Origin of the sequence: Actinophytocola sp. (genome assembly GCF_035634895.1) — a bacterium.
Lineage (GTDB): Bacteria > Actinomycetota > Actinomycetes > Mycobacteriales > Pseudonocardiaceae > Actinophytocola.
This window is the reverse complement of the sequence record NZ_DASQCC010000171.1, coordinates 1-26,310: the sequence shown is the minus strand read 5'-3', so window position 1 is coordinate 26,310 and position 26,310 is coordinate 1. Positions and strand designations below refer to the sequence as shown.

Annotated in this window: 29 protein-coding genes and 1 pseudogene; 7 read left to right on the top strand and 23 right to left on the bottom strand. The window is 71.2% G+C overall.

The window, feature by feature from the left end; all coding sequences use genetic code 11:
• From VET29_RS25445 to eccCa, 10 genes and pseudogenes are all read right to left on the bottom strand, one after another.
• Positions 1-339: pseudogene (locus VET29_RS25445) on the bottom strand (peptidase S8); the annotation flags it as partial.
• The gene (locus VET29_RS25440) at positions 336-953 is read right to left on the bottom strand and encodes a response regulator transcription factor (RefSeq protein ID WP_324924812.1); all 618 of its coding nucleotides are present in this window, start codon (positions 951-953) and stop codon (positions 336-338) included. The pseudogene VET29_RS25445 and the gene VET29_RS25440, both read right to left, overlap by 4 nt.
• A 60-nt stretch (positions 954-1,013) precedes the next feature.
• Positions 1,014-2,381, bottom strand: coding sequence for a type VII secretion protein EccB (gene eccB / locus VET29_RS25435; protein WP_324924810.1), 1,368 nt, complete (start codon positions 2,379-2,381; stop codon positions 1,014-1,016).
• Between the two features lie 18 nt (positions 2,382-2,399).
• Entirely contained in the window at positions 2,400-3,236 is an 837-nt protein-coding gene (locus VET29_RS25430; protein WP_324924808.1) for a M15 family metallopeptidase, read from the bottom strand.
• A gap of 21 nt (positions 3,237-3,257) precedes the next feature.
• Positions 3,258-4,043 carry a hypothetical protein gene (locus VET29_RS25425; RefSeq protein ID WP_324924806.1) on the bottom strand — a complete coding sequence of 262 codons (786 nt, stop codon included), beginning with the start codon at positions 4,041-4,043 and terminating at the stop codon, positions 3,258-3,260.
• Positions 4,044-4,055: 12 nt separating this feature from the next.
• Complete coding sequence (locus tag VET29_RS25420; RefSeq protein ID WP_324924804.1) at positions 4,056-5,306, bottom strand: WXG100 family type VII secretion target; 1,251 nt, start codon at positions 5,304-5,306, stop codon at positions 4,056-4,058.
• Between the two features lie 4 nt (positions 5,307-5,310).
• Complete coding sequence (locus tag VET29_RS25415; RefSeq protein WP_324924802.1) at positions 5,311-5,712, bottom strand: hypothetical protein; 402 nt, start codon at positions 5,710-5,712, stop codon at positions 5,311-5,313.
• 56 nt (positions 5,713-5,768) lie between these two features.
• A complete protein-coding gene (locus VET29_RS25410; RefSeq protein ID WP_324924800.1) occupies positions 5,769-6,125 on the bottom strand; it encodes a hypothetical protein in 357 nt (118 codons plus the stop codon).
• A gap of 13 nt (positions 6,126-6,138) precedes the next feature.
• Positions 6,139-6,498 carry a WXG100 family type VII secretion target gene (locus VET29_RS25405; RefSeq protein WP_324924798.1) on the bottom strand — a complete coding sequence of 120 codons (360 nt, stop codon included), beginning with the start codon at positions 6,496-6,498 and terminating at the stop codon, positions 6,139-6,141.
• Between the two features lie 204 nt (positions 6,499-6,702).
• Positions 6,703-10,668 (bottom strand): type VII secretion protein EccCa, encoded by a 3,966-nt coding sequence (gene eccCa / locus VET29_RS25400; RefSeq protein ID WP_324924796.1) that lies wholly within the window; start codon positions 10,666-10,668, stop codon positions 6,703-6,705.
• A 102-nt stretch (positions 10,669-10,770) separates the two neighbouring features.
• Between eccCa and VET29_RS25395 the strand changes: the two genes are divergently transcribed.
• The 3 genes from VET29_RS25395 (at position 10,771) to eccD (ending at position 13,221) form a co-directional block, all read left to right on the top strand.
• Positions 10,771-11,382, top strand: a complete 612-nt coding sequence (locus VET29_RS25395) for a WXG100 family type VII secretion target (protein WP_324924794.1) — start codon at positions 10,771-10,773, stop codon at positions 11,380-11,382.
• A gap of 11 nt (positions 11,383-11,393) precedes the next feature.
• Positions 11,394-11,741, top strand: coding sequence for a YbaB/EbfC family nucleoid-associated protein (locus VET29_RS25390; RefSeq protein ID WP_324924792.1), 348 nt, complete (start codon positions 11,394-11,396; stop codon positions 11,739-11,741).
• 85 nt (positions 11,742-11,826) lie between these two features.
• Positions 11,827-13,221 carry a type VII secretion integral membrane protein EccD gene (gene eccD, locus VET29_RS25385; RefSeq protein WP_324924791.1) on the top strand — a complete coding sequence of 465 codons (1,395 nt, stop codon included), beginning with the start codon at positions 11,827-11,829 and terminating at the stop codon, positions 13,219-13,221.
• On the opposite strand, the gene VET29_RS25380 is transcribed toward eccD, so the two are convergent.
• Together VET29_RS25380 and VET29_RS25375 are read right to left on the bottom strand one after the other, a co-directional pair.
• Positions 13,218-14,051, bottom strand: coding sequence for a hypothetical protein (locus tag VET29_RS25380; RefSeq protein ID WP_324924789.1), 834 nt, complete (start codon positions 14,049-14,051; stop codon positions 13,218-13,220). The genes eccD and VET29_RS25380 overlap by 4 nt on opposite strands.
• A gap of 22 nt (positions 14,052-14,073) precedes the next feature.
• Positions 14,074-15,543: a serine/threonine-protein kinase gene (locus tag VET29_RS25375; protein ID WP_324924787.1), complete on the bottom strand. Its 1,470-nt coding sequence runs from the start codon at positions 15,541-15,543 to the stop codon at positions 14,074-14,076.
• 151 nt (positions 15,544-15,694) lie between these two features.
• Here VET29_RS25375 and VET29_RS25370 point away from each other — a divergent pair, with 151 nt between their 5' ends.
• Positions 15,695-16,837 (top strand): winged helix DNA-binding domain-containing protein, encoded by a 1,143-nt coding sequence (locus VET29_RS25370; RefSeq protein ID WP_414636599.1) that lies wholly within the window; start codon positions 15,695-15,697, stop codon positions 16,835-16,837.
• 4 nt (positions 16,838-16,841) lie between these two features.
• Here VET29_RS25370 and VET29_RS25365 read toward each other — a convergent pair whose 3' ends face one another.
• On the bottom strand, positions 16,842-17,066 hold the full coding sequence (locus tag VET29_RS25365) for a hypothetical protein (protein WP_324924785.1): 225 nt from the start codon (positions 17,064-17,066) through the stop codon (positions 16,842-16,844).
• 50 nt (positions 17,067-17,116) lie between these two features.
• On the opposite strand from VET29_RS25365, the gene VET29_RS25360 reads away from it, so the two are divergent.
• Entirely contained in the window at positions 17,117-17,734 is a 618-nt protein-coding gene (locus tag VET29_RS25360; protein ID WP_324924783.1) for an alpha/beta fold hydrolase, read from the top strand.
• Positions 17,731-17,919 (top strand): alpha/beta fold hydrolase, encoded by a 189-nt coding sequence (locus tag VET29_RS25355; protein WP_207709950.1) that lies wholly within the window; start codon positions 17,731-17,733, stop codon positions 17,917-17,919. Before VET29_RS25360 ends, VET29_RS25355 begins: the two co-directional genes overlap by 4 nt.
• 3 nt (positions 17,920-17,922) lie before the next feature.
• Here the strand turns inward: VET29_RS25355 and VET29_RS25350 are convergent, their stop codons facing one another.
• The gene (locus VET29_RS25350; RefSeq protein ID WP_284742606.1) at positions 17,923-18,279 is read right to left on the bottom strand and encodes a VOC family protein; all 357 of its coding nucleotides are present in this window, start codon (positions 18,277-18,279) and stop codon (positions 17,923-17,925) included.
• 128 nt (positions 18,280-18,407) lie between these two features.
• Between VET29_RS25350 and VET29_RS25345 the strand changes: the two genes are divergently transcribed.
• The gene (locus tag VET29_RS25345; protein ID WP_422652965.1) at positions 18,408-19,931 is read left to right on the top strand and encodes an IS1634 family transposase; all 1,524 of its coding nucleotides are present in this window, start codon (positions 18,408-18,410) and stop codon (positions 19,929-19,931) included.
• Here the strand turns inward: VET29_RS25345 and VET29_RS25340 are convergent.
• The 9 genes from VET29_RS25340 to VET29_RS25300 form a co-directional block, all read right to left on the bottom strand.
• On the bottom strand, positions 19,875-20,102 hold the full coding sequence (locus tag VET29_RS25340) for a hypothetical protein (protein WP_324924778.1): 228 nt from the start codon (positions 20,100-20,102) through the stop codon (positions 19,875-19,877). The genes VET29_RS25345 and VET29_RS25340 overlap by 57 nt on opposite strands.
• The gene (gene hypB, locus VET29_RS25335; protein ID WP_324924776.1) at positions 20,099-20,815 is read right to left on the bottom strand and encodes a hydrogenase nickel incorporation protein HypB; all 717 of its coding nucleotides are present in this window, start codon (positions 20,813-20,815) and stop codon (positions 20,099-20,101) included. The genes VET29_RS25340 and hypB overlap by 4 nt, the downstream gene beginning before the upstream one ends.
• Positions 20,776-21,051 (bottom strand): hydrogenase maturation nickel metallochaperone HypA, encoded by a 276-nt coding sequence (locus VET29_RS25330; protein ID WP_324924774.1) that lies wholly within the window; start codon positions 21,049-21,051, stop codon positions 20,776-20,778. Before VET29_RS25330 ends, hypB begins: the two co-directional genes overlap by 40 nt.
• Positions 21,051-22,136, bottom strand: a complete 1,086-nt coding sequence (hypE, locus tag VET29_RS25325) for a hydrogenase expression/formation protein HypE (RefSeq protein ID WP_324924772.1) — start codon at positions 22,134-22,136, stop codon at positions 21,051-21,053. The genes VET29_RS25330 and hypE overlap by 1 nt, the downstream gene beginning before the upstream one ends.
• Positions 22,137-22,254: 118 nt before the next feature.
• The gene (hypD, locus tag VET29_RS25320; protein ID WP_324924770.1) at positions 22,255-23,382 is read right to left on the bottom strand and encodes a hydrogenase formation protein HypD; all 1,128 of its coding nucleotides are present in this window, start codon (positions 23,380-23,382) and stop codon (positions 22,255-22,257) included.
• Positions 23,383-23,391: 9 nt separating this feature from the next.
• Positions 23,392-23,664, bottom strand: a complete 273-nt coding sequence (locus VET29_RS25315) for a HypC/HybG/HupF family hydrogenase formation chaperone (RefSeq protein ID WP_324924768.1) — start codon at positions 23,662-23,664, stop codon at positions 23,392-23,394.
• Entirely contained in the window at positions 23,637-24,149 is a 513-nt protein-coding gene (locus VET29_RS25310) for a hydrogenase maturation protease (protein WP_324924766.1), read from the bottom strand. Before VET29_RS25310 ends, VET29_RS25315 begins: the two co-directional genes overlap by 28 nt.
• Entirely contained in the window at positions 24,146-25,435 is a 1,290-nt protein-coding gene (locus tag VET29_RS25305) for a hypothetical protein (RefSeq protein ID WP_324924764.1), read from the bottom strand. The genes VET29_RS25310 and VET29_RS25305 overlap by 4 nt, the downstream gene beginning before the upstream one ends.
• A 19-nt stretch (positions 25,436-25,454) precedes the next feature.
• Positions 25,455-26,310 (bottom strand): hydrogenase expression protein HypE (locus VET29_RS25300; protein ID WP_324924762.1); only part of this gene is annotated, 856 nt, incomplete at its 5' end.

Genomic DNA, 26,310 nt, shown 5'->3' with positions numbered 1-26,310 from the left:
CCCGGTGAACGTCGTCGACGGGTTGGGGCGGGCCGCGACGATCCCGGCGGCGAACGTGCCGCGGCCGTCGCAGTCGTCGCCGTCCGAGCCCGCGACGACCTGGCCGCGTGCGAACTGCGTGTTTCCCGCGTCGACCCCGGTGCCCAGGACCGCGACCAACGCGCCCGCGCCGTTGGTCAGCGGCCAGATGCGCGCCGGGTCGGTCAGGCGTTGCGCCCAGCCCGCGGCGTCTCGGTACACCCCGGCCGGGACCGCGCACTGCCGCACGGCCGCGGCGGCGGCCGGTGGCGTGACCGCCATCAGCACCCCGATCGCCACGAGCAGCCGCGCTCCGGTCATGACGCGGACAGATGGTCGGCCGGGGCGACGATGCCCTGTTCGATCGCGTACCTCGTCAGGGCGGACCGCCTACGCAGCCCGGTCTTGTCGCGAATCCTGTCCAGATAGGACCGTACGGTGCGCACGCTGATCCGCAGGCTCCCCGCGATGTCCTCGTCCCGCTCCCCCGCCGCCACGCAGGCCAGCACGTCGACCTCACGATCGGACAGCTCGAGGTGCCGACGCGGCGGCGGCGACGCCGGCCCGTACCGGACGCCGACCGCCACCTGCCGCACGGCCTCCAGGATGTCCCCGGCCTCCGCCGACTTGTCCAGGTAACCCACGGCACCGGCGGCCATGGCAGCGCCGGCGTCGTCGTGGCCGGCGCCGGCCGAGAGCACCAGCACCCGGTGGCCCAGCCCGATCATGGTCCGCACGGCCGCCGCGCCGCGGGGTCTCGGCAGCTCGAAGTCCAGCAGCACCAGGCAGTTCGGGCAGTGTCGCTCGGTGACGAACCGGGCGACCGAACCCGCCGCCGCGCACAGCTCCAGGTCCGGCGTCTCGGCGACGAGCCGCGCCAGAGCCGCCCGGTACAGCGGGTGGTTGTCGATCACGCCGACCGTCGTCTGCCCCATGACGACGACACTAGAAGCCGGCTCCTATTTCGCCACGATGGAAAGTTCCGTTTTGTTCCGTCAACTGGTGAGAGTCCGCCGTGCCTGCGCCGGGTCGAGCGTCACGCCGGTCGGGAACAGTGCCAGCACCGCCGCCGGCACACCCACCGGTCCGACCCCGCCGTAGCCGAGCGCCGCCCGGGCCTCGGCGCCGCTCACCGGGTACTTCATCCCGGTGTCGGTGATCACGTACACGGTCCCGGACGACGCCCCGGGCGCCGGCTGCTCGGCCACCACCGCGCCGTGCCCGCCCGGCACGGACACCTCGGTCGCGGCGCCGGGCGCGTTCATGGTGACCGGCGCGGCGCCGGCGGGCAGGCCGGTGCTCACCGAGATCCACTCGCGGTCCGCGCACACCGTCGCATGTGGACTGATCGGCACCGGCCGGGGCAGCCGTGCCGGGTAGCCGTGCTCGGCGGCGACGCGGGGTGCGGCCGCCACGTCCGCCGCGGCGACCGGCAGCGGGTGCGGCCGGTCGCCCGGGTAGGCCGCGGCACCACCCGGGCCACCCAGCATCAGCCACGCCTCGGTCTCGGTGGTCACCGCGAGCCCTTCGGCACGCACGAGGTACAGCTCGCCCGCGCCGGTCGAGAGCACCTGGCCGATCCGGGTGGGGGTCGCACCGACGACGGGCCCGGCCTGGCCGACACGGGGGATCGTGACCGTCCGCAGGTCGCGCCCGGCCGGGATCGTGTTCAGCCAGGGCGGTGCCACGTCGACGATCTCGGCCGAGGACAGGCCGAGTGCCACGACCGCCGGCTGGTCGGGCAGCCGGTGCCGGTGCCCGCCGACGAGCAGGAACCGTTCCCCCGTCGGCAGTCCGGCCACGATCGCCTGGTCGCCGCGCAGCGCGACGCCCGGCGCGGACCGTCCCAACAGGACGGTCGAGATCGGCGCGTCGCCGGCGGGACGGTCCGGTGAGTGCCGGGTGCACCTGGTCCACGGGCCCCGGTGCAGGCGGCTGGTCGCCGGCAACGAGTCGGGCGCGCCGGCGATGCCGACGCCCGTGCCCCTCGGCACGCCGCTCAGCGTCTTCGCCGGCACGGTCACGGTCGCGCCGCCGTCCGAACCCGCCAGCAGCCGCGCCGACGCGTAGTTCAGCACGGGGTGGAGCAGGCCGTCCGCACCCATGACGAACCGCGCGCCGGTCTCCTTCTCCACGATCACCTGCCCACCCTCGCGCCACTTCTCGGCGCGGGCCGGGGCCAGCAGCCCGATGATGCCGAACACCGCGGACGCCAGGACGGTCACGGCGACCCCGATCGCGGTGCCGAGCACCAGCCGCTTCGACGGCGAGACCGGGTCGTTCGCGTCCGCCGCGACCAGCGCGGACACCAGCCTGCGGCGCAGGAACTGGTACGCCTGGATACGGTCCTTCTGTGTCCACACCGGACAGCTCCACTCGGCCTACGGCGTGTTCTCGATCTCCGCGCGGATGCGGTTCCACACGCGGGTGACCTCCGCCGACGAGCCGTTGATCTCGAAGTGCATCTCGTCGACCCGGCCGGGGCTGAAGTCGCCGCCCCACCGCACCACGTTGTCCACCTCGCCGAGAATCGAGTGGATCTCGTTGACCTGTGCGGGGGTGAACGTGGCGGACGCATGCTGCGGGTGCCGGCTGGTGTTCATGTCGAACGCCGTCCCGCTCGCGTGGTTGGACAGCGTGCGGCTCCCGCCGATGGCGCGGTGGTTGTAGCCGCCGTCGTCGAACTCGTCGCCCGGCGGGCCCTGGAGGTCGAAGGACTCGACCCGCTGCTGCAACTGTCCGGCCACGTGGTTCAGCAGGTCACCGGCCGCCCCGGCGGCCATCGTCATGCGCCTGCCGGAACCCGGGATCGTCCGCGTCGTCAGTGCCGGGTCGACCGGCCAGCCGTTCTGGGAGACCTGCTTCTGCTTCTTGGCGGCGGCGAGCTGGACGTTCTGCTCCTTCTGCCGCGCGGCCTGGTCCTCGTCGAAGTCCTGGAACTTCCTGGTGGTGTCGCCGATGCCCTGGATCACCGCTGCGTACCGGTCCTCCGCGTTGGTCAGCCTGTCGGTGATGGCCTTGATGTTGCGGTTGTGGCCGGCGCTCGCCTCTTCACCCAGCTCGCTGAACGCCTCGGCCGGAACCTGCCGGGAGGTCACGGTCTGGCGGGTGTTGCCGAGCTGGGTCCGCTGCTCCGGCAACGTGTCCGTCGCCGCCGCGTGGAGGGACTCGTGCGTCACCTCGATCGGCGAGCCTGCGGAGTCGGGTGGGATGGCCATCGCTGCTCACTCCTGTCGAGGTCAGGCGTAGTTCTGGTACGCGTCGTACGCGTTGTCGATCTGGATCTTCTGCTGGTCCTGCCGCTGCCCCTGGTCCTGGTCGTACTGCTCGTACCTGGCGCCGCTGTCCTTGACGCCGTCGTGTACCTCGTCCATGCGGGTCCGGGCGCCGTCCGCCCGTTTGGCGCTCTGGCCGGCGTTGCGCTGGTTGCCCTGCTCGGCGACCCGAGAGCCGGGCACGTCGCCGAACGCACCGCCGCGAGCCGCCGTCTGCTGGGCCTGCCTGGCCACGTTGCCGAGGCGGTTGCTCTGGTCGAGAAGCTTGGGCAGCGAGCCGGCCAGCTCCCGCAGCGTCGCGCTCATCCCGTTGCCGCCGGAACCGCCGCCCGCGTCGCCGCGCCTGGCGGGGAGCGGCGGCGACCCGGTGCCGATCGCGACCCGGGCCTGGTCCAGGTACTGCTGGTACTTCCCGTCCTTGTACGTGCTCCACTCGCGCCACCCCTTGCCCCGGGGGTTCGTGTAGATCGCGTACGCGTTGGCGGCGTTCGTGGCCGGGTCCAGGTTGGCCTGCTGGTCGCGGTGCGCGTGGTCGAACGCGTTGCCATGGCCCGGGTTGACGGAACGGATCTGCCACAACCCCACCGACGGCCCGTACTCGGCGGTCTGGATGTTCAGGTCGCCCAGCAGGTCGGTCCGGCCATGGCGGTTCTCGGCGATCGACACGGCCACCGCGATCTCGAGGTCCGACCCGGTGAACCCGGCGTCCGCCGCGAGCTGCGCGATCTCCTGGTGGCTCAGATTCGGCATGACGAGGTCTCCTCAGAACGAAAAGTCGGTCGGCCGGCGCCGGTCCTGCGGCGGGTCCTCCCCCAGCACGGGCGGGGTGATGACGGCGGACTCGCCCCAGACGTCCTCGGTCTCGGTCAGCCAGGGCGGGACGCGCCGTGCGTTCGCGCCGTTCGCGCCCATCGGGGCGAACGGCATGAACGGCATGAACGGCATCGACGCGCCCGCCCCGGCCGCCCCGGCGGCGGCACGGAGAGCCGCGGCCGCCTGCCCGGCGGCGGAGGTGCCACTGAGCATGCCGGGACTGGCGACCGGGAGGGGAGCGTTGCCGCCGAACCCGCCGATTCCGCCGCCGAGCTTGCCGAGTCCGCCGAGCCCACCGCCGCCCTTCACCGCGGCCGCCTCGGTCTTCGCCTTGTCCTGCTTGTCCTTGTTGGCTTTCTTGGCCCAGTCGGGCACCTTAGGCACGAGCTTCATGCCCAGCCGTCCCGCCGTGGCGGCGGCCGCGGCGGCGACACCCGCGGTGAACATGGTGCCGAACACCGGCGGCGCGGTCCTGCCGTCGGCGTCCACCTCGTCCTCGTCCGCCGCGACCGCCTCGCCGGAACCGTCGTCCACCGGCACGTTCCGCGTCCCGGCCTGCGGTGTCACCGGCATGTCGTCGCCGGCCACCTGGTACTCGACGGACAGCTCGTTCATCACCGCGACCGCTCTGGCGTGCGCGGAGTCGGCCGTCTGCACCGCCTGCTGGTAGCCGGCCAGCTCCGCCGACGCGTCCGCCTGTCGCTGCCGCAGCGCCGCCACGTCCTGGGTGGACGCCATCGGGTCGACCTCGACGGGCGTGGTCGCCAGGTACACGGTGGCCGGGGAGATGTCCGGCACCGCCGAGGGGGGTGGCATGTTCGCCTTGGCCGTCACCAGGGAGTCGGCCGCCTCGTGGTCGGTGTCCCGCATGGCGAACATGGCGTCGCCGATCCGGCGCAGACCGGCGCTCAGGTCGGTGATCATCAGCTGGTACTGCTCGGCCGCGCCGCCCTGCCACTGCGCACGGAACGCGGCGAGCTTGGTCTCCAGGTTCCCGGCCTGCTCGTGCAGCCGGGCGCCGACGCCGTCCCACTGGTCCGCGGCGGAGCGTGCCGTCGACTCGTCGCCGTCGTGCAGCATCTGGTACAGCTGGGGATGGCTGTAGCGGGGGAAGTTCGTCTTGGGATGGTGGTCGCGGCGCGGACCGTGACCGGGCCGGCCGTGGTGGTTCTGGTGGCCGTGGTGGTTGTCGCGGTACATGGGCTCAGGCCTTCGTGTCCACAATGGACAACTTTCCGCCCGCCACCGCGTCGACGGTGTCGACGACCGGGCCGACGGTGTTGGCGACGGCGCCGGTGACGGCGTTGAGCGTGCCGGCCGCGTTGTCGTCGTAGTTCTGGTAGGCCTTGCCGACCATGCCGGTCACCTCCTGCGCGAACTCGATCGCGTCGCGGGCCTGCGACATCAGCGTGTGCAGCTCCGCGACCGCCTCGTGGTGGCGCTTCCCGAGCGCGTGGGCCTCGCCGAACGCGCCGAGCCGCAGCTGGCGCTCCACGAGCGCCACCAGCTGACCGATGGGCGCGGCCATCCCGCCGAGCTGCGTGCTCAGCTCGGTCGCGAAGCCGGTGAGCGCACCGAGGTCGACGGCGAACGATTCCGCTGTCATGGCATCTCCTCACACCCGCGGCCGGGCCGTGCCGACCCGGCCGCTCCCGTGCTGTGTCAGGCGTAGGAAGTCGTGCTCATCCCCTGGCCGTGGTTCCGGAAACCGTTGCTGAGCGCGTTGTCGAGATCGGCCGCCTCGACGGCCGAGTTGCCGAGCAACGACCCGATCCGGCCGATGATCTCCGCGATCGCGACGAGCGACGCACGCAGGTTGCTCTCGGCCGCCTGCGCCTCCACACCGGACTGGCTGCCGGAGTTGTACCAGGTCTCACGCACCGGACCCAGCGCGGTGTCCAGCGACTGGAGCGCGTTGTTGATCTCCCCGCCGTACTGGACCAGCTTCTCTCCCGCCCCGCTGACGGCGCCGTAGTTCATCGTGACGGTGCCCGCGGACGGTCCGGCTGACGTTGTCATTCGGTCTCTCCCTTCAAGCGTTCAGCCCGGCGACGACCGCGCCCGGCCCGGTCTGGAGCGGCGAGGCCACCTGGTTCAGCTTCTGCGCCTGGTCGTCCGCGTTCTGCGCGTGCGTGGCCATGGTCTGGGTGAACTTGTCGGCGATGACGGTGAGCTCGTGCCCGGCCGTCTTGATCTTCTCGTTCAGCAGGACCTGGTTCTGGTCGAACGCGAGACGCTGCGAGCCGTTGAAGTGCGTCGTCGCGCCGACCAGGCCCGCCACGTCCGAGTTCAGCCTCGTCATCAGGTCCCGGATGGCGGTGGACGTGTCGTTGAAGTCCTTCGCCGCCTTCGACATGACCTGCTGGTCGAGCTGGAGTCCTTGGGGTGCCATGGATTCCTCCTTTCGAAATCGAACCTATGTCGAGCGCCACAAGCACCCCACGGCACTTTTACCCACAGTTCCGCCTCCCCGGGGGTTTTGAGTGTTGGTTGCGTTCCGGGCGTTGGTGCGGGTTTGGAGTGGACTGTGGCTGGGTGCCATCACGTCCCCGGAGGTCACTCCTGGTCGGGTGCAGGCCTTGTGTGCAAAACCGGCTTACTCAGTGGGGGGTGTCCAGGCCACCTGGATCATGACCGGGGTGCCGCGGCGGCGGATAAGGGTGCCGCGGCCGGGTGGTTGGGGGCTGGGACGGACGTCGCCCAGCAGGACGCCCTCGTCGCGGGTGCCGGACATGACCAGGCCCGGGGACCCCAGCTCGCGGAGGCGTTGGATCACCGGGTCGAACATTCCCCGTGCCGCGCCGCCCACACCGCGGGTGACGATCAGGTGCAGGCCGATGTCCCTGGCGTGCGGCAGGAACTCCAGCAGCGGGGCGAACGGGTGGACCAGCCTGCCCGGCGCGGCGACCAGCTCGTAGTCGTCGACGAGCAGGTACAACTCCCTGCCCCGCCACCAGTTTCTCCGCCGCAGCTGCTCCGGGGTGACGTTCGGGCCGGGCAGCCTCTCCCGCATCGCCGTCGCCACCTGGGCCACCAGGTCGGTCAGGACCGGTTCCGAGCCGGCGTAGCCGAGCAGGTGCTCCTCCCCCACCGCGCCCAGCAGGCCGCGGCGGTAGTCCACGAGGATCACCCGCGCCTGCGCCGGCGTGAACCGTTCGGTCACGCCCTTCGCGATCGCCCGCAGCAGCGCGGTCTTCCCGGACTCCACGTCGGCGAACGCCAGGAAGTGCGGCTCGTTGGCGAAGTCCAGCGCGACCGGCTTCAGGTCCGTCTCCGCCAGGCCCAGTGGGATTCCGGTCGTCCCGCCGAGGCTTTCCAGTGGCACCGTGCGGGGCAGGAGGCGCAGCGGGGGCGCCGGCGGGCCCTGCCATGCGGCGTTGATCCGGGACACCATGTCCTTCGTGCCGGCGCCCTGGGTGTCCACGCGCTGGTCACCGTCCACTCTGGGCAGTGCGCCCAGGATGTGCAGCTTCTCCTGGTTGATGCCGCGGCCGGGCCTGCTGGCCGGGACGTTCTGCGCGGCCCTGCGGTCGATCATGGAGTCGCCGGGGTCGCCGAGGCGCAGCTCGACCCGGGTGCCCAGGCTGTCGCGCAGCGGGGTGCCCATGTTCAGCCACCACGTCGTCGACGCGACCACGTGGATGCCGAAACCCAGACCGCGCTGGGCCAGGCGGATGATCGTGGGCTCGAGATAGTCGAACTCCTGGCGGACCACGGCCCAGTCGTCGATCACCAGGAACACGTCGCCGAACTCGCGGCCGCCCTCGGGGTCCTCCCTGATGCCGGCCCTGCGCTGGCGGAACGCGGCCACCGAGTCGATGCGGGCCTGCGCGAACAGCAGCTCCCGCGCGGTGAGCAGGCTCGCCACCTCAGCGACGATCCGCCGGCAGCTCTCGACGTCGCTGCGCACGGCGTGACCGCTCACGTGTGGCAGCTCCGCGACCTGGCCGAGCGCGCCGCCACCCATGTCCAGCAGGAAGAACTGCACCTCCGCGGGCGTGTGGGTCAGCGCCAGCGAGCTGATCAGCGCACGCAGGAACGTGCTCTTGCCGCTCTGGGGCGCGCCGATGAGCAGCACGTTCCCGGCCGCGGCCGTGAGGTCCAGCCACAACGGGTCGCGGCGTTGCTCGAACGGCTTGTCCACCATGGCCGCCGGCACCACGAGCTTCCCGTTGCCCGCCCACCCCGCCGGGCACAGGCCACGCCGCGGGTCCACGGCGAGCGGGGGCAGCAGCTGGTCCAGTGTCGGCGGCTCGGCCAGCGGCGGCAGCCAGATCTGGTGTGCGGCCGGGCCCTTGCCGATGAGGGCGCCCAGCATCGCACCCATGATCGTCTCGCCGGTGCCCTTTCGCGGGTCGCCGGACACCGCGATCGCGACGGGTCGGGGCGGCACCGGCGCCGGCGCCGGCGCGAGCGTGAACGACAGCACCTCGCTGCCGGGTGAGACGACCGTGTCGTCGCCGTTGGCACGTGGGGGCAGCTCACCGGAGACGTACGCGGTCTTCAACCGCAGCAACGTGTCCGTGTCCGTCTTGAGGTACGCGGAGCCCGGCACGGCCGGGAGCTGGTACGCGTCCTGTACCCCCAGGACGGCCCGGCTTTCCGACGCGGAGAACGTACGCAGCGCGATCCGGTAGGACAGGTGTGCCTCCAGCCCGCGCAGCCGGCCCTCCTCCAGGCGCTGCGACGCCAGCAGGAGGTGCACCGCGAGACTGCGGCCCAGCCGTCCGATCTGGACGAACAGGTCGATGAACTCCGGGCGGGCGGACAGCAGCTCGCTGAACTCGTCGATGATCACCAACAGGGCGGGGACCGGCGCCAGGTCCGCGCCGGCCGCGCGAGCGCGCTCGTAGTCGCGGACCGAGGCGTAGTTTCCCGCGGCCCGCAACAGTTCCTGGCGCCGGACCAGCTCGCCGTTGAGCGCGTCGCCCATGCGGTCGACCAGCGGCAGCTCCTCGGACAGGTTGGTGATCACCGCGCACGTGTGTGGCAGGTCGGTCATCCCGGCGAACGTCGCGCCGCCCTTGAAGTCGATGAGCGCGAGGTTGAGCGTCTCCGACGAGTGGGTCACCGCCAGGCCGGTGACGAGGGTGCGCAGCAGCTCGCTCTTGCCGGAGCCGGTGGCGCCGATAACCAGACCGTGTGGGCCCATGCCGTTCTCGGCCGACTCCTTCAGGTCCAGCTCCATCGGCTGGCCGTGCGGGTCGAGGCCGAGCGGGACGCGCAGGCGTTCGCGTGCGGAGCGGGGGCGCCAGGTGATGGCCGGGTCGGTGTCGCGCGGGTCGCCGAGCCCGAGTAGGCCGGGCAGGCCGAACGTGCTGGCCAGCGGATTTTCCGGGGCCGGGCCCGCGCTGCGGAACCGGGGTGCGAGTCCTCGCGCGACGGCCTCGGCCCCGATGGTGTCCAGCACGTCCGGGGTGCCGAGGAAGCCGAGCCGGGCGGTGTCGCCGGACTCCACGAGCATGCCCAGCCGGCCCTGGTCCAGGTGCAGGAACAACCCGTTCGGCGCCGGTTCCGCCGGCGCGGACGTCGTGACGTCGACGATCGTCACGCCGTGCAGTCCCGTCCCGGCCGGGACCCGGGTGGAGCCGTGGGTGCGGCCGCCATCGACCACGACCACGAGGTGGGGCGCGTCGAAACCCATGCCGCCCTGCCGGGTGAACGGCGGGCGGCCGGCCAGGTTCGTGCCCAGTTCGCTGTCGAACAGCTCCGCCAGCGCGTCCAGGTCGCTCGCCACCAGACGGACCGGGCCGACCGCGTCGGTGTCGCTCGCGTGGGCAGCGTGCGGCAGCCACTTCAGCCACTCCCAGTCCGCGGTCCGGTCCTGCGCGACGCACAGCCCGATGCGCAGGTCGGTGGCCGCGTGGAAGGTCGCCGCCTGCGCGAGCATGGCCCGCACCAGGTCGAGCACGGGGTCACGGGGGCCGCTGACGCCGATGCGGGCGAAGGCACGCAGGGAGATGGCGACGGGCAGGCCCGGCACGGTCGAGTACGCGCGGATGAAGTGCCGCAGCGACGTCGCCGAAACCGGGTCCAGGTCCTCGAGCGGCGCGGTGTGCGGCGGGCGCAGCGGGGTGGCGAGCCGCTGGGGACCGCTGCCGATCCGGACCTGCCCGAACACGGCGTCGGAGCGCCGCCGCTCCCACGCCTCGTGGCCGCCGGCGAACGCCCACAGGTCGGCGGGGGCCGGCTGGGCGAAGCCGGTGGCGAGCCGCTGGCGTTCGGCGACGTCGTAGACCTGCTTGCGCAGGCCGGCGAGATAGCGCTGGTAGTCCCGCCGCTCCTCGTTGATCCTGGCCTTCGTCGCGTGCCGGCCGCCGGCGAGCGCCATCGTGACCATGCCGATCATGACGAGCAGGAACAGCCCGCCGAACAGGTAGGTCATCACCCCGCCGTTGCGTCCGATGTAGACGAACGACATGCCGCCCATGCCGAGCATCATCGGCACCATGAACAGCAGGTGCATCATCGCCTGCGGGTTGCCCCGCACCAGGCCCGGTGGGGACTCCAGCGTGATCTCGCCCGCCGGTGGCTCCGGCGCGTGCGGGCGGGGTCGGGCCATGACCGCATCATGCCCACGGGCCTGCCGTTCGCGGGTGGGTATTTTTGCCGTCCGCGCCGCCGGTGCCGCCGCCATACGCTCGCCGGGAACGGAGGTGTGGGGATGAGCTTCGGCGAAGAACGAGCGGTGATCGTGATCAACGTCCGGGACGACGGCAACCAGTACCTGGACGAGGCGATCAGGAAGGTGACCGGCGACCCGGCCGAGCTGCGGGCGAAGGCGGACGAGTGCGCGCGGTGCGCGAGCGAGGTCGGCGACACCGCCTCGTCGACGAACCAGATCGTGAACGGCCTCGGCCAGAACTGGCAGGGCAACGCGTACCAGTCGTGCAACGACACCACCACGCGGCTGACCAAGGAGCTGGTGGACATCCTCAAGCGCGAGCTCGACCAGGAGAACCAGCGCCTCCAGCAGTCCGCGCAGGCGCTGGAGCGCGCGAAGAGCCAGAACGAGCAGACCAAGCAGGACTTCGGGCAGCAGATGCAGCAGATCATCCAGCAGATGCAGCAGGCCATCCAGGCGGCCAAGGCGCTGCCGAACCACCCGCCCAGCATGATCGCGCTGAAGATCGCCATGATCGCCGCGGCGATCATGAGCGCGTTCAGCCAGGCGAAGCAGGCCAGGAACGGCGCGCAGCAGGCGGCCGACTCGACGATGAAGTCGCTGTCCAACACGCTGTCGTCGCTGTTCGGCCAGACCGGCAACGCCGCATGAGGAGGTCCACTGTGGACACAGCGGGTTGGACCGACCCCGAGGTCGCGGACATGGTGGCACAGCTGGCCCGCCAGCAGGACGACGTCGAGCAGGCCAGGTTGGCGATCGAGGCGATGACGGTGCAGGGCCGCTCCCGCGGGCACGAGGTCGTCGCGACCATGCGTGGCACCGGTGAGCTCACCGAGGTGACGATCGACCCGGACGCGCTGCGCCGCTACGACGCCCACGACGTCGGCGGCCTGGTGGTCGAGGCGGTCAGGGATGCCCAGCGCCGCCTGGCCAGGGCCACCGAGGCGCGGTTCGCCCCGATCCTGGACATCGGGGAACGCCTGACCGGTCCGCCTCCCCGGGTTCGGTGAGTGACGGTCGTGTCGCGGCGAAGGTGCGGGTGCTCGCACCGCGAACAAGGGTCAGTCCCCAGCACCGAGTAGAGGGATCGCGAGGATGTCGTTGACCGTGCCGACCGTGGTGTCGGCGTCCGGGTTGCGCCGGGTCACCGTCGTGGCGCCGCGAGCCAGGATGGACGTGGCGCTGCCGGTGCAGTGCACGCTCGCCGAGCTGGTGCCGCAGCTGGTCCGGCTCTCGGGTGCCCCGGTGCGGACCGCGCCGGACGCCACGGGCTGGTCGCTGTCCCGTGTCGGCGGGCCACCGCTGCCGCCCGGGCTGACCGTCGCCGCGGCCGCGCTCGCCGACGGCGAGATCCTGCACCTCACCGCGCACGCCGGTCCGGCCACGCCGCTGCTGTTCGACGACGTCGTGGACGCGATCGCGAGCGCCGCGCGGACCAGGCGGGGCGCGTGGCGGCCGACCGTCGGCCGGCGGCTCGGGCTGGCGTCGGCCGCGCTGCTCTTCACGGGTGTGACGGCATTCCTGCTCGCGGCGCTGTCCGGCGGGGCGCGGGCGCCGGTCCACACCGGCGTGCTCGCCGTGGCGCTGCTGCTGACCGGCGCCGCGCTGGCGCGGGCGTACCGGGACGTGCCCGCCGCCTGCTCGTGCGCCGGCACAGGCATCGCCGCCGCCCTCGCGGCGGGACTCACCACACTGCCGCCGCACGTGGTGTCGTTCCACGCGGAGCCGGTCGCCGTCGGGCTCGCCGCGGTGACGTTGCACGCGGTGCTCGCCGCCGTGGTGGTGCACCGGCACGTGTGGTTCGTCGCGGCCGCGGTCGCGTCGGGTGCCGGCGCGCTGGTGGCCGCCGCGGTGTCGCTGCTCGACGCCGAGCCGGTGGCCGCGGCGGCGGTCGCGGTGACGGTGCTGACCGCGCTCACCGCGTTCGCGCCGCTGATCTCCCTGCGGATGGCCGGGCTGCCGCTGCCCGACGTGCCGGTGGACATGGACGCCTTCCGCGCGGACGAGCGGCCCGCGCTCGGCTCGGAGGTCCTCGGCGCGACGTCCTCGGCGGCCGACCTGCTGAGCGCGCTGGTGACCGCGCTCGGTGTCGCCGCGGCCGGCTGCTGTGTGGTGGTGCTCGGGGACGGCACGGTGTGGTCGGCGGTGCTGGCCGGCCTGGTCGGGACCGCGTGGCTGCTGCGGTCCCGGTCCTACGCGGCCGCGGCGCAGCGGGTGTCGCTGGTGACCGTCGGGCTGGTGGTGCTGACCGGGCTCGGGGTCCGTCTGTCGTCCACTGTGGACAGTGACTGGCTGCTGACGATCGCCACCGCGCTCGGGGTCGCGGGGGCGCTGTGCGTGGTGTACGCGGGCAGGGTGGTGCGGGGCGCGAGCTCGCCGTTCCGTGCGCGGTGGCTGGACATCCTGGAGTACCTCGTGCTGATCGGCCTGGTCCCGGTCACCGCGGCACTGCTCGACGTCTACAACGCGGTCCGGGACGCGGTGAGCTAGTGTCCGCCTCTGCGCCGGCGGGTGGCGGCGTGGTTCGCCGCGGAGAGGTCCTCGGCCGTGACGAGCCGCACCTCCGCCGCGCGCCGGCCGACGGCGAAGCGGACGTTGCGCACCTGGCGACCGGGCGGGGCGCGGAACGGGTCGTCGTGCGGGCCGAACGCGACCCCGGCGACGCGCCGGATCGCGTCGTCGACCCGTTGCGCCCGTTCGAGGTTCCACGCGTAGCCGTGCCAGGCGAGCACGCGCTCGTAGATCTCCCGGTTGGTCGGCGGCCGAGGGTAGTCGTCCGCGCCGGTCAGCCACGGCTCGGCCAGCGCGAGCGCGACGAACCACTCGCGGCCGTACGGGACCAGCCCCGGGGCGTCCTTCGTCGGCGCGGCGTCGCGGTCCACCAGTGCCGGCAGCGGGATCGGTCGCGTCGACTCGGTGTCGGTGCGCGTCACCTCGACGATCAGCAGGCGGTCGGCGTGCGTGTTGCCGACCTGCTTGCCCCGCAGGACGAGCAGGTGGTTCTCGCCGTCGTCGAGCTGGACGGACATGTCCTCGGTCAGCACCACGCGCCGGGCGCCGGCCGGCGCGTCGAGCATGCTGGACAGCTGCGCCTCGTTGCCACCGTGCCAGCGCAGCCGCACGGTCTCGTCGCCGACGATCACCTCGCCGAGCATCCGGGAGACGTGCGGGGTGCAGTCCGGCAGCGGGTAGGCGCTGAACCGCAGCTGGGCGGTAGGCCTGGCGTCGGGAACCTGCGGAGCGCGGCCGATGAGCAGCGTCTCACCGGACCCGACGACCACGGTCGGCAGATCCGTCCCCCCCACGGTGACTCGCAGCACGATGCGGAAGCCTAGGACATCGTCACGAGGTGACACGGAAGCTGTCGCCGATCTTGGTCAGTTCGTCGACGTTCTCCTGCCAGAGCCGCTCGGCCGTCGCGGCGTCGCCGCCCTGCGCGGAGAGGGTGAGGATGTAGGTGCTCTCGTCGGTGACGACCGCGTGCATCAGGTCGTGCACGTCGATCCCGCCGTCGTCGCTCACGTGGTAGGTCGCCTCCAGCTCGGCGGCGGTCATGCCGTCGGGGGCGGACTTCTCGTCGAGCGTGATCCGCCGGTAGTTCGAGTAGAAGTCCATGGTGAACTCGCCTTTCTCGAACCCGTCCAGCACGCCGTGGGCGCCGCCGGGCTCGACGTCGCCCCACCACTCGACGTGCGCGAGCACGGTGGCCTTGTCGTGCGGGTCGCTCACCCAGAAGATGTCGCTCCCGCCGGACGCGTCCTTGAACCAGCCACGCGGCACCGCGATCGTGAACCCGTCGCCGCGGAACCCGACGAAGCCGGGTGGCGCGGGAACGGTTGACGTGGCGGGGTTTCTGGCACCGCCGTGGTCCCCGTCGGACCGCAGGACGAACCAGGCCCCACCGGCCGCGACGACCCCGACCACCGCGAGGAGGGCGACCATCTGCCTGCGCTTGGTGGGCCCGGGCACCCGGACGGGGACCGGGTCGGCGACCGGCAGGGTGATGGCCTCGCCCGAGGCGGCCGGGATCCCGGCGACGGCGGCGAGCATCGCACCCGCCTGGGCGGCGGTGGGCCGTGGTTCCGGGTCCTTGCTGAGGATCGCGTCGAGGACCGGCCAGAGGCGCGGGGCGCGCGGGATGGGCGGCGGCGCGTAGGTGAGCACCGCGGCGAGGGTGGCCTGGGTGTCGGAGCGCTGGAAGGGTGACTCGCCGCGGAGGGCGGCGCAGAGCGTGACGCCGAGGGACCACAGGTCGGTGGCGGGGGTGGCGGGTTCGCCGTTGACGCGTTCCGGCGCGAGGTACTCCGGCGAGCCGAGGACCGAGGTGGTGAGGGTGGTGTCACTGGCCATGACCGCGATGCCGAAGTCGGTGAGCACGATCCGGTCCCCGTCGAGCAGGATGTTGCCCGGCTTGACGTCGCGGTGCACGACGCCCTGCTCGTGTGCCACGGACAGCGCGGCAAGGACCCGGACCCCGATCTCGGCGACGCGTTGTTCCGGCAGCGGGCCGTCCGTGCGGATGAGCTGGGCGAGGGAGGGGCCGTCGATCAGCTCCATCACGATCAGCGGGCGGCCGTCGTCCACCACCACGTCGTGCACGGCGACGACGCCGGGATGCCGCAGGCGCGCGGCCGCCCGCGCCTCCCGCAACACCTGGCGGGACTGGAAGTCCCCGTCGACGCCGATCCGGACATGGAGCTCCTTGACGGCGACGTCCCGCCGCAGGAGCTCGTCGTATGCCCGCCACACCACGCCCATCCCGCCCTGGCCAAGGCGGCCGAGCAGCCGGTATCTCCCGGCAACCACAGTCACGGCAGGAAACCTACGCGCGATCACGCAGCGAAGGGAACCGGAACCTGCCTGTTACGACGAACGGTCGAATCGGACGCCCGCGCGAGTAGCGGACGTATCCTGACCGCCATTTCTGCCACCATGGTCCCTGACGAACACCGAGAGGACCATCGTGAACATACGTGCGTCGGACCGGCCCGCACGGAACCCGGGGCGCCACGGCACGACCGTACTGGACACCCGGGCGCTCAACCGTGCGACGCTCGCCCGGCAGCTGCTCCTCGATCGCGCCGGCGGGCCGGTGCTCGACGCGGTCGCGCATCTCTGTGGCCTGCAGGCGCAGGAACCGCAGGAGCCGTTCGTCGGGCTCTGGTCGCGGGTGCGGGCGTTCGAGCCGGCGGCCCTGTCGGACCTGCTGACCGGGCGGCGCGTGGTCCGGACCCACCTCATGCGCCGCACCGTCCACCTGCTCACCGCCGACGACGTCCTGGCCTGGCGCGCCCGGCACGACTCGATGCTGCGCCAGCGGGTGCTCGGCACCTACCGCCGCGAGCTCGACGGGATCGACCTCGACCAGCTGGCCGCGGCGGGACTGGCCGTGATGGCCGACGGCGAGCCCCGCACGATGACCGAGCTGACCAGGACGCTCGCCGACCGGTGGCCGGCATCCCGGCCGCTGGGTGAGCTGCTGGTCGCCGCGCTGGTCCCGGTGGCGCAGTCGCCGCCGCGCGGGGTGTGGCGCACGGCCGGCGGCGTACGCAACGTCCTGCTCTCCTCGTGGTTGGGGCGCGAGATCGACCCACCCGCCACGGACGCCGCCGACCCGGTCGGCCAGGCGCTGGTGCGCCGGTACCTGGCCGCGTACGGGCCGGCGGCCACGGCCGACCTGCGTGCCTGGTCCGGCCTCACCGGGCTCCCGGCCGCGGTGTCGGCGATCCGCGAGGAATTGGTCTCATTCAGAGACGAACGAGGTCGCGAGCTGTTGGACCTGCCCGACGCACCGCGACCCGACCCGGACACGCCGGCACCGGTGCGGTTCCTGCCGGCGTTCGACAACGCGATCCTCGGCTACCACGACCGCACCAGGATCATCGACGACGACCACCGCGGCCTCTCGGTCGCCGGAGAGCGTGTCGTGCTGGTCGACGGCCGGGTCGCGGCGACCTGGACCGTCGACCGGCAGGACACGGTGGTCGTCACCCCGTTGCACCGGTTGTCCACCGTGGACCGCACGGCGGTCGCCGAGGAGGGGCGGAGCCTGGCGGCGTTCCTCTCCGACGACGTCAGCCACCGGGTACGGGTGGTGGCGAACTGACGGCCTACGGTTCGCGAGAGGTCCCGTACGGGCGCTGCGACTCGCCCTTCGTACCCTCGGTGACGCGGCCCTCCTCGCCTTCCTTGCCGTAGTCCTCGGCGCGTTTCCTGGTGCTTTCCCCGACGCCGTGCGCGCTCCGCGCCTCGGTGTCGGTCGGGGAGACGCCGGCGCGTTCCTCGTCGGAGACCACGCGACCCTCCCCGGTCTCCTTGGACCTGACTTGGCTCAAGATCGCTGATCTTGGGTAGGGTGCTGGCTGTTGAGCTGCGGTTTCGTCGTGTGAACGGCGAAAATCTGCGCACTAGGCGGCCGGTTCTAGGGGTCTGCCCATCGCTTCCCGGTTACGGCTTCAGCGACAAGCCGGCCGCGCCGGGGTGGGGGATCGAGCGGATATCCGACGCGTGGTGCGAGCTGATGGCCCGGCTCGGCTACCGGCGGTTCGGCGCCCAGGGCAGCGACTGGGGCACTAGCATCGCCACGAGCATCGGTCAACGGCAACCCGATCGGGTCGCCGGCATCCATCTCATGCCGCCGCTCGCACCGCCCGATCCGGCCACGTTGGACGACCTCACCGGTGCCGAGCGGGCGGCGCTCGCGACACTGCGGGAGGCGGACGAATGGGGCTCCGGATACTCGGCGCAGCAGTCGACCCGGCCGCAGACGGTCGGCTACGGGCTGGTCGACTCGCCGGCCGCCCTCTGCGCCTGGATCGTCGAGAAGTTCTGGTCGTGGACCGACTCCGGTGGCGACCTGCATCGGGTTATTACCCGGGATGAGCTGCTCGACAACCTGATGCTCTACTGGCTGCCCGGCACCGGTGCCTCATCCGCCCGGCTGTACTGGGAAAGCCTCCGGCAGGTCAACGAATGGATCTCCGGGTCGGCCGGCGCGCCGTGACCGTACCCACCGGCTGTTCGGTCTTCCCCAAGGAGCTGCAGCGCCCGTCTCGGCGGTGGGCGGAGCGCCGGTTCCCGAACATCCGGTACTGGAACGAGCCCGGCAAGGGCGGCCACTTCGCGGCGTTCGAGCAGCCGGCGTTGTTCGTCGACGAGGTCCGGTCATTCTTCCGGCTGGTCCGCTGATGGTCACCCGTACTCGGTAAGCGGCTGGCTAAAGATCAACAAGTGCCCATCGGGTGTCCGTACGTTGAAGTCGCGCATCCCGTAGGGCCGGTCAGCCGGTGGCTCGACGATGTCGGCGCCGCGGGCGCGCAGCTCGTCGTGGCAGGAATCGACGTCGTCGACGACAACCGTCACCCTGGCCGGGCCGACGCTGCTTTCGGCGTACAGGTGGAACTCGGCGGTGTCGCGGATCACGGCCGCGTAGCTAGGTGGGGTCTCCCAGGTGAATATGGTGTCGAATCCGAGCGCGTCCGTGAAGTACGACCGCGCTGCCTGCACATCTCGGCACGGCAGCACGGGAACCGCCACCCGCATGACCATTCCGTCACCTTACCTGACTTTGGTTCAAGATCGCTGATCTTGGGTAGGGTGCTGGCTGTTGAGCTGCGGTTTCGTCGTGTGAACGGCGAAAATCTGCGCACTAAGCGGCCGGTTCTAGGCTGTCTCTCGTGGCGTATGTGCGCACGGTGAAGACGGCGTCGGGGGCCAGGGCGGTGCAGATCGTGCACTCCTCGCGTCGCGGGTCGCGGGACATCGAGCACATCGGCTCGGCGCATGACGATGCGGCGTTGGATGCGCTCAAGGCGGTGGCGAGGCAGCGTCTGGCTGTGGGGCAGCCCGAGCTCGACTTTGGCCCGGACTTCGCGGCGTTGCAGGCCGGCAGTGGTGCTGGTGGTGGGCCGCTTGCGATCACGTCGTCGCGGATGGGGTACCTGTGGGACGCGCTCGGCCACGCCTACCAGCTGTTGGGGTTCGAGGAGGCCGCTGGTGGTGACGAGGTGTTCCGATTACTGGTGCTGGCACGGATCGTCGAGCCGACCAGCAAGCTGGACAGTCTGCGGGTGGTCGAGGAGGCAGGTTTCGACCCGCCGGCGTACGCGACCCTCAAGCGGCGTCTGCCCACGTTCGCGAAAGAGTCCTGGCGGCAGAAGTTGGCCGCGGCGTGCGCCCGCACCGCTGATCTGGGGCCGGCGTCACTGGTTCTCTACGATGTGTCCACCTTGTACTTCGAGACCGATGCCGGGGACGGGTTCCGTGAGCCCGGGTTCTCCAAAGAACGCCGCCTGGAGCCGCAGATCACGATCGGGCTGCTCACCGACGCAAGCGGGTTTCCGTTGATGGTTAGCGCGTTCGAGGGCAACCGGGGCGAGACCACTACGATGCTGCCGACCATCCGTGCGTTCATGGATGCCCACCAGCTGGCTGATGTCACGGTCGTGGCCGACGCTGGCATGATCTCTGCGGCCAACCAGCAGGCCATCGAGGCCGCGGGGTTGTCGTTCATCCTCGGCGCGCGGATACCCGACGTGCCGTACGTGGTCCAGGCGTGGCGCCACGAGCACCCGGATGAGCAGATCCCCGACGGGCACATCTTCACCCAGCCCTGGCCTGCCGGCCCCAAGGACCAGCGCCGCGACCAGATCATCTACTACCAGTACCGGGCGGACCGGGCTCGGCGCACCCTGCACGGCATCGACGAACAGGTCGCCAAGGCCGAGCAGGCCGTCGCCGGCAAGACCGCGGTCAAACGCAACCGGTTCATCCAGCTCACCGGCGCCACCAAGAGTGTCAACCGGACCCTGGAAGCCAAGGCACGCGCCCTTGCCGGCCTCAAAGGCTACGTCACCAACCTCCCGGACGTCACCGCCGAGTTCGTGATCGACGCCTACCACCGACTGTTCCACATCGAGAAGTCGTTCCGAATGTCTAAACACGACCTACGTGCGCGGCCGATCTACCACCACAAGCGCGAGTCGATCGACGCGCACCTGACGGTCGTGTTCGCCGCCCTGGCCGTCAGCAGGTGGATCGAGCAGACCACCGGCTGGTCGATCAAGAAGTTCGTGCGCACCACCCGTCGCTACCGCACCATCAACATCCAGGCCGGCGAGCACACCCTCACCGCCGTCGACCCGCTACCCGACGACCTCCGCGATGCCCTCACCCGCATCCACGACCGCGGTGCGCACTAATTTGAGCCAAGTCAGGACGCCGGCGTGTTCCTCGTCGGAGACCACGCGACCCTCCCCGGTCTCCTTGGACGGTGTGCCGAACGCCTTCTTGTTCGCCTCGGTCGCGCGTTCGCTGCCGCCCTTCCCCACATCGGGCGCCCAGCCGTGATGTCCCTCTTGTTCCTTGCTCATGTCGAGACACTCCGATCATGGCCGGCCTGGCGAAGCCAGGTGTACCAATCGCGGATACCGTCGCCACGAGTGGCCGAAACACTGATCACACCGGCGTGCTCGTTTACCCGATTCAACGAATCCGTGAACCGGGCGGTGTCGAAGTCCACATAGGGCAGCAGGTCCGTCTTGTTCAGCAGCACGACGTCCGCGGTGCTGAACATGTGCGGGTACTTGAGCGGCTTGTCGGCTCCCTCGGTCACCGACATGACGACCACCCGGTGCCGCTCCCCCAGGTCGAACAGGGCGGGACACACCAGGTTGCCCACGTTCTCCACGAACAGGACCGAGCCGGGCGCGGGGTCGAGCGAGTGCAACGCACGCGCCAGCATGTCCGCGTCCAGGTGGCAGCCCGCGCCGGTGTTCACCTGGACCACCGGGGCGCCGGTGGCCCTGATCCGCTCGGCGTCGAACTCGGTCTCCTGGTCGCCCTCCACCACAGACACCGCACCACCCAGCTCGCGGATGGTCCGTTCCAGCAGCGTCGTCTTGCCCGAGCCCGGCGAGCTCATCAGGTTCACCGCGACGATGTCCCGCGCCGACAACCACTCCCGGTTGTGCTCCGCCACGTGGTCGTTGCGGGCCAACACCTTCTGCTCGAGCACGACCAGGCGACCCTCGTGGCCGTGGCCGTTCACCCTGGTGTCGTCGCCGCAGCCGCAGGTGCCGCACATGTCCTGACCACCTCCACCGAGACTATGCGCAGGTCGTTGCCGGGCGGCTCGTCGACCACCAGCTCCGCGCCGGCCAGCGAGGTGTCCTCGACGACCAGGTCGAAACAGAACCGGATCGAGTCGACGAACACCCCGGACCGTCGGCCGATCGCGAGCCGGACCTTCGTCACCGGCACGTCACCGAGCTTGCCGAGGATCTCGTCCACGACCCCCTGCGCCACCGACAGCTCGTGCATCAGCAGATCCTCGGCAGCGGGTCGCCCACCAGCAGGTCGCAGATGCGCGTCCCGCCGAACACGGTGTTGAGCAGCACCAGCCCCGGCGGATCGGCGCGCACGCGCCCGATGACCGCGGCCTCCCGGCCGAGCGGATGCGCCCGCATCGCCGCCAGCGCCACGTCCGCCTCACCACCGTCCACGACGACCACGATGCGGCCCTCGCACGCCACGTACAGGGGGTCGATGCCCAGCAGCTCCGACGCGCCCCGCACCTCGGCGCCGACCGGCACGGCACCCTCGTCGACCACGACGGCGACGTCCGCGGCCCGCGCCACCTCGTTGAGGATCGTGGCCACCCCGCCGCGGGTGGCGTCCCGCATGGCCCGCACGCCGGGCGTCGCCGCGAGCAGGTCCGCCACCAGCCCGTGCACGGGCGCGGTGTCGGACACCAGGTCGGCCTCGATGTCCAGCTCGCCGCGGGCCAGCATGACGGTCACGCCGTGCTCGCCGATCGGGCCCGAGACCAGCACCGCGTCGCCGGGGCGGACCGTGGACATGCCCAGCTCCACCGAGTCCGGCCGCACGCCGATGCCGGCCGTGTTGATGTAGCAGCCGTCGGCCTTGCCCCGCTGCACGACCTTGGTGTCACCGGTCACGATCGCGACGCCGGCGGCATCCGCGGCGACCCGCATCGAGTCGACGATCCGGCTCAGGTCGGCGACCGGGAAGCCCTCCTCGAGGATGAACCCCGCGGTCAGGTACAGCGGGCGCGCGCCCGACACCGCCAGGTCGTTGACCGTGCCGTTCACCGCCAGGTCCCCGATGTCGCCGCCGGGGAAGAACAGCGGCGACACCACGAACGAGTCGGTGGTCAGCGCCAGCCGGGCACCGTCCACGGTGAACGCCGCGGCGTCGTCGAGCGGCGCGAGCAGCGGGTTGCGGAACGCGTCGAGGAAGATCGCCTCGATCAGCGTCTGCGTCGCCTTGCCACCCGAGCCGTGGGACAGGGTGATCCGCTCTTCCTTGACCTTCGCGCGCCGGTTGCGGGCCCGCTCGATGCGGTCGAGGACCTGTTGCTCGCGAGAGGACACCGACGCGCTCATGACGGACCCTCGCCCGCCCTGCCCGACGCTACCTCCATGGCAACGAACGGGCCGCCGATTCTGCTCCCTGAGCCCGTACGAAAGTCCCATTCGTGCGGGCAGACTCCGCAGGCTGCGCTCATGACAGGCTAGCCTCCCGTACCCGGGTCCTCGTGAACCGGCCGAAGTTGTAGTAGGCCGCGCACGCGCCCTCGGGTGACACCATGCAGGTGCCGATCGGTGTCTCCGGTGTGCACGCGGTGCCGAACACCTTGCACTCCCACGGTTTCAGCACGCCCTTGAGCACCTCGCCGCACTGGCACGCCTTGGGGTCGGCCACCCGCACGCCCGGCACCTCGAACTTCAGCTCGGCGTCGAACCTCGCGTACTTCTCCCGCAGCCGCAGCGCGGAGTGCGAGATGAAACCCAGACCGCGCCACTCGAAGTACGGCCGCAGCTCCATGGTCTCGGCGATCACCCGCAGCGCGGTGAGGTTCCCGTCCCACGGCACCACCCGGGAGTACTGGTTCTCGACCTCCGAGCGGCCTTCGGTGAGCTGCAGCATGAGCATGTAGATCGACTGCAGGATGTCCAGCGGCTCGAAGCCGGCCACCACGATCGGCTTGCCGTAGTCGCGGGCGATGAACTCGTACGGCCGGCAACCGATCACGGTGGACACGTGGCCGGGGCCGATGAACCCGTCCAGCCGCAGGTCCGGGGAGTCCAGGATCGCCTTGATGGCCGGGATGATCGTGATGTGGTTGCAGAACACGGAGAAGTTCTCGATGCCCTCCTTCTCCGCGCGCAGCAGGGTCATCGCGGTGGAGGGGGCGGTGGTCTCGAAGCCGATGGCCATGAAGACCACGTGCATGTCCGGGTTCTGCCTGGCGACCTTCAGCGAGTCCAGCGGCGAGTACACCATGCGGATGTTGGTGCCCTCGGCGTTGGAGTCGAAGAAGTTCCCGCCGCTCCCGGGAACACGCATCATGTCGCCGAACGAGGTCATCAGCACGCCGGGGCGGCGCGCGATGTGTATCGAGTCGTCGATGCGGCCCATGGGGATGACGCACACGGGACAGCCCGGGCCGTGGACCAGCGTGATGTTCTCGGGCAGGTAGTCCTCGAGGCCGTGTTTGTAGATGGTGTGGGTGTGACCGCCGCACACCTCCATGAACTTGTACTCGCGACCCGGCTCGCACAGCCCGGCGATCTTGGCGGACAGCGCACGAGCCTTGTCCGCGTCGCGGAACTCGTCGACGAACCGCATGTGTCCCTCCTAGAGGATCTCGGAATCCCGCAACGCCGCGATCTCGTCCTCGTAGGCCTTCCCGATGCTCTCGAGGAACTCCATGGCCGCCTTCGCCTCGTCCTCGTCGATCTTGGACAGTGCGAAGCCGACGTGAATCAGCACCCAGTCACCCGGTTCGACCGACTCCTCGGACAGCAGCCCGATGTTGATCGCCCGTTTGACCCCGCTCACGTCCACGCGGGCCAGGTCCGCGCGGTCGGCCAGGATCTCGATCACTTCCCCAGGGATGCCAAGGCACATGTCAGCTCCTCGTCCGACGCGAAGGGGTACTTCTCGACCAGGTTGGTCACGACGTGGGCCGCCAGATCGACGGCGTTCTCGACTGCCGGGCTCAGGCCCATGCGTTCCGCCAGGTCCGCGGGCTCGCAGCCGACCAGCAGCACCCGGCCGGGGTCGGCGCCGAGCAGCCGCACGAGCCCGAGCACGACGTCGGGCTGCATCCCGTGCGCGTCGACGAGCGTCGAGTCGTCCACCGCGGACGGCAGCGCGAGGTCGATGACGTGCACGGTGCCGGGCGGGTCGCCCCGCGCGGTGGCGTCCACGATGATCGTCAGGTCCGGCGTGCTGCCCGCCAGGTCGTAGGCCAGGTGCATGCCGCGCACGCCGTAGTCGACCACCCGGACGTGTGGGGGTAGCTCCACAGTGGACAGCTGGTGGGCGACCGCGACGCCGAAACCGTCGTCGCCGAGGAAGATGTTGCCGACCCCGGCCACCAGCACGGTCATAGCGGCTCCACCTCGTCGGTGCCGAAGTAGCGGTACCGGCCGTGCGCGGCGTAGAGATCGGCGCCCGCGTCGTCCTCGACCGTGACCGCCAGGTGCCACTGGTCGTCGACGTCGCACAGGACGGCCTGCACGACCGCGGTCCGGTTGACCAGGAACATGTCGTGCGCGTCGGCCCGGCGGCCCGGCTTCAGCAGTACGCGTGAGCCCTTGCCGACCGCCACGCCGTTGATGCTGACGGTGTCGGTCTCCGGGGACACCGACTCGTCCGCACCGGGGTCCCACCACGGGGTGGACTGCTCGCCGGTGATCTTGCGGACGTACCGGATCGTGCCGTGCAGGCGGTCGAGCAGCTCTGGTGGCAGGGTGTCCACACGGTCGATCAGGTCGGCCGCACGCGGGTCGGTGGCGCGGGCCTGGCGCTTCTCCTCGTCGGTCAATGTCATCGTGCGCAGGGTCAGGATCTCGTCGATCTCCGTGCCGTCGAACAGGTTCCCGGCACTCTCGGCCGCGATCTCGGGCTGGTCGGCCAGGATGATCGGCGTGCACAGCACGGCGTCGCCGACCAGCACGGGCCACGCGCGTTCGCTCCGGCACTCGGCGGTCGCCCGTGACGCCCACTCGGGTGGGTCCGTCGCGGACAGGAAGTGCCCGCCGGACAACGACATCAGCGTGTGCGTCGCGATCAGCGCGTGCCGCAGGGCCACCTCGCGGTGCTCCGCCGCCGCCGTGGACCGGTTGGCCAGCAGGAGACTCAGCCGCACGCCGCCGAACGGGCCCGGCAACGCGGTGGCACGCAGGCGGATCTCCCCCGCCAGCGGCTCGCGCCGGCGGGTGACGCGGCCGCCGTCGAACGGCTCGTGCGCCACGCCCCCCGGCACGTCGAACGGCACCGTGGTCTCGCCGGCCAGGAGGTCGGTCATGCCGAGGACCGCGTCGACCTCCCGCTCGACGGCCTCGTCCCAGGTCGTGTGCTCCACGCCGTCCACGGTCACCGACGGCACCGGCCGCAGGTCCGGCCCCACCTCGACGATGCGGCGCTGCAGCTGGAGGAACCTGGCCCGGACGTGCAGCGTCGCGTCCGTGGCGGGCTCGGCGAGCAGCTCGGTGCGCGACCACGCGTGCTCGCCCGTGCCGGTACCGGCGAAGACGGGCGGCATCAGCATGCCCCACTGCCAGCGCACCTGGTTCTTGGTCGCCGACGCGCGGTACGGGTACAGCAGGTAACCCTCGTACAGGACCGCGTCCGCGACCTCGCGGGCGCGGTCCATCGGATCCGTCGCAGCCATCAGCGCCACCGGTTCCCGGTCACCAGTCCGCGCGGTACCCGGTGGTCAGCTCGCGGCCCTTCGTCCGCCACTTCGGCTCGCGGTCGGCCTTGCGCTCGGTGATCTTGCGCAGGTTCCTCATCACGCCGCCGTAGATCTTGCTGCCGGTCGAGGAGACCCGGGACCCGGGTGGCGCGTCCATGAAGGGCATGAACTGGTCCGGGAAGCCGGGCATCGTGCAGCCGATGCAGATGCCGCCCACGTTCGGGCAGCCGCCGACCCCGTTGATCCACCCGCGCTTGGGCACGTTGCACTTGACGACCGGGCCCCAGCAACCCAGTTTCACCAGGCACTTCGGCGAGCCGTACTCCTTCGCGAACTGCCCCTGCTCGTAGTACCCGCCACGGTCGCAGCCCTCGTGCACGGTCGCGCCGAACAGCCACGTCGGGCGCAGCTGGTCGTCCAGCGGAATCATCGGCGCCTGCCCCGCGGCCTGGTAGAGCAGGTAGAGAATCGTCTCCGACAGGTTGTCCGGATGGATCGGGCAGCCGGGCACGCACACGATCGGGATGCCGGCCTTCGACTTCCAGTCCCAGCCGAGATAGTCGGGCACACCCATCGCGCCGGTCGGGTTCCCGGCCATCGCGTGGATGCCACCGTAGGTCGCGCAGGTGCCCACGGCCAGCACGAGGAGGGCCTTCGGCGCGAGCCGGTCGAGCCATTCGCTGGTCGTCATGGGCTGGCCGGTGTCGGGATTGTTCCCGAACCCACACCAGTACCCTTCCTTCTTGATCGCCTCGTTCGGGATCGAACCCTCCACCACGAGCACGAACGGCTCCAACTCACCACGATCAGCCTTGTGCCACCACTCGATGAACGTGTCCGCACCCTGCTCC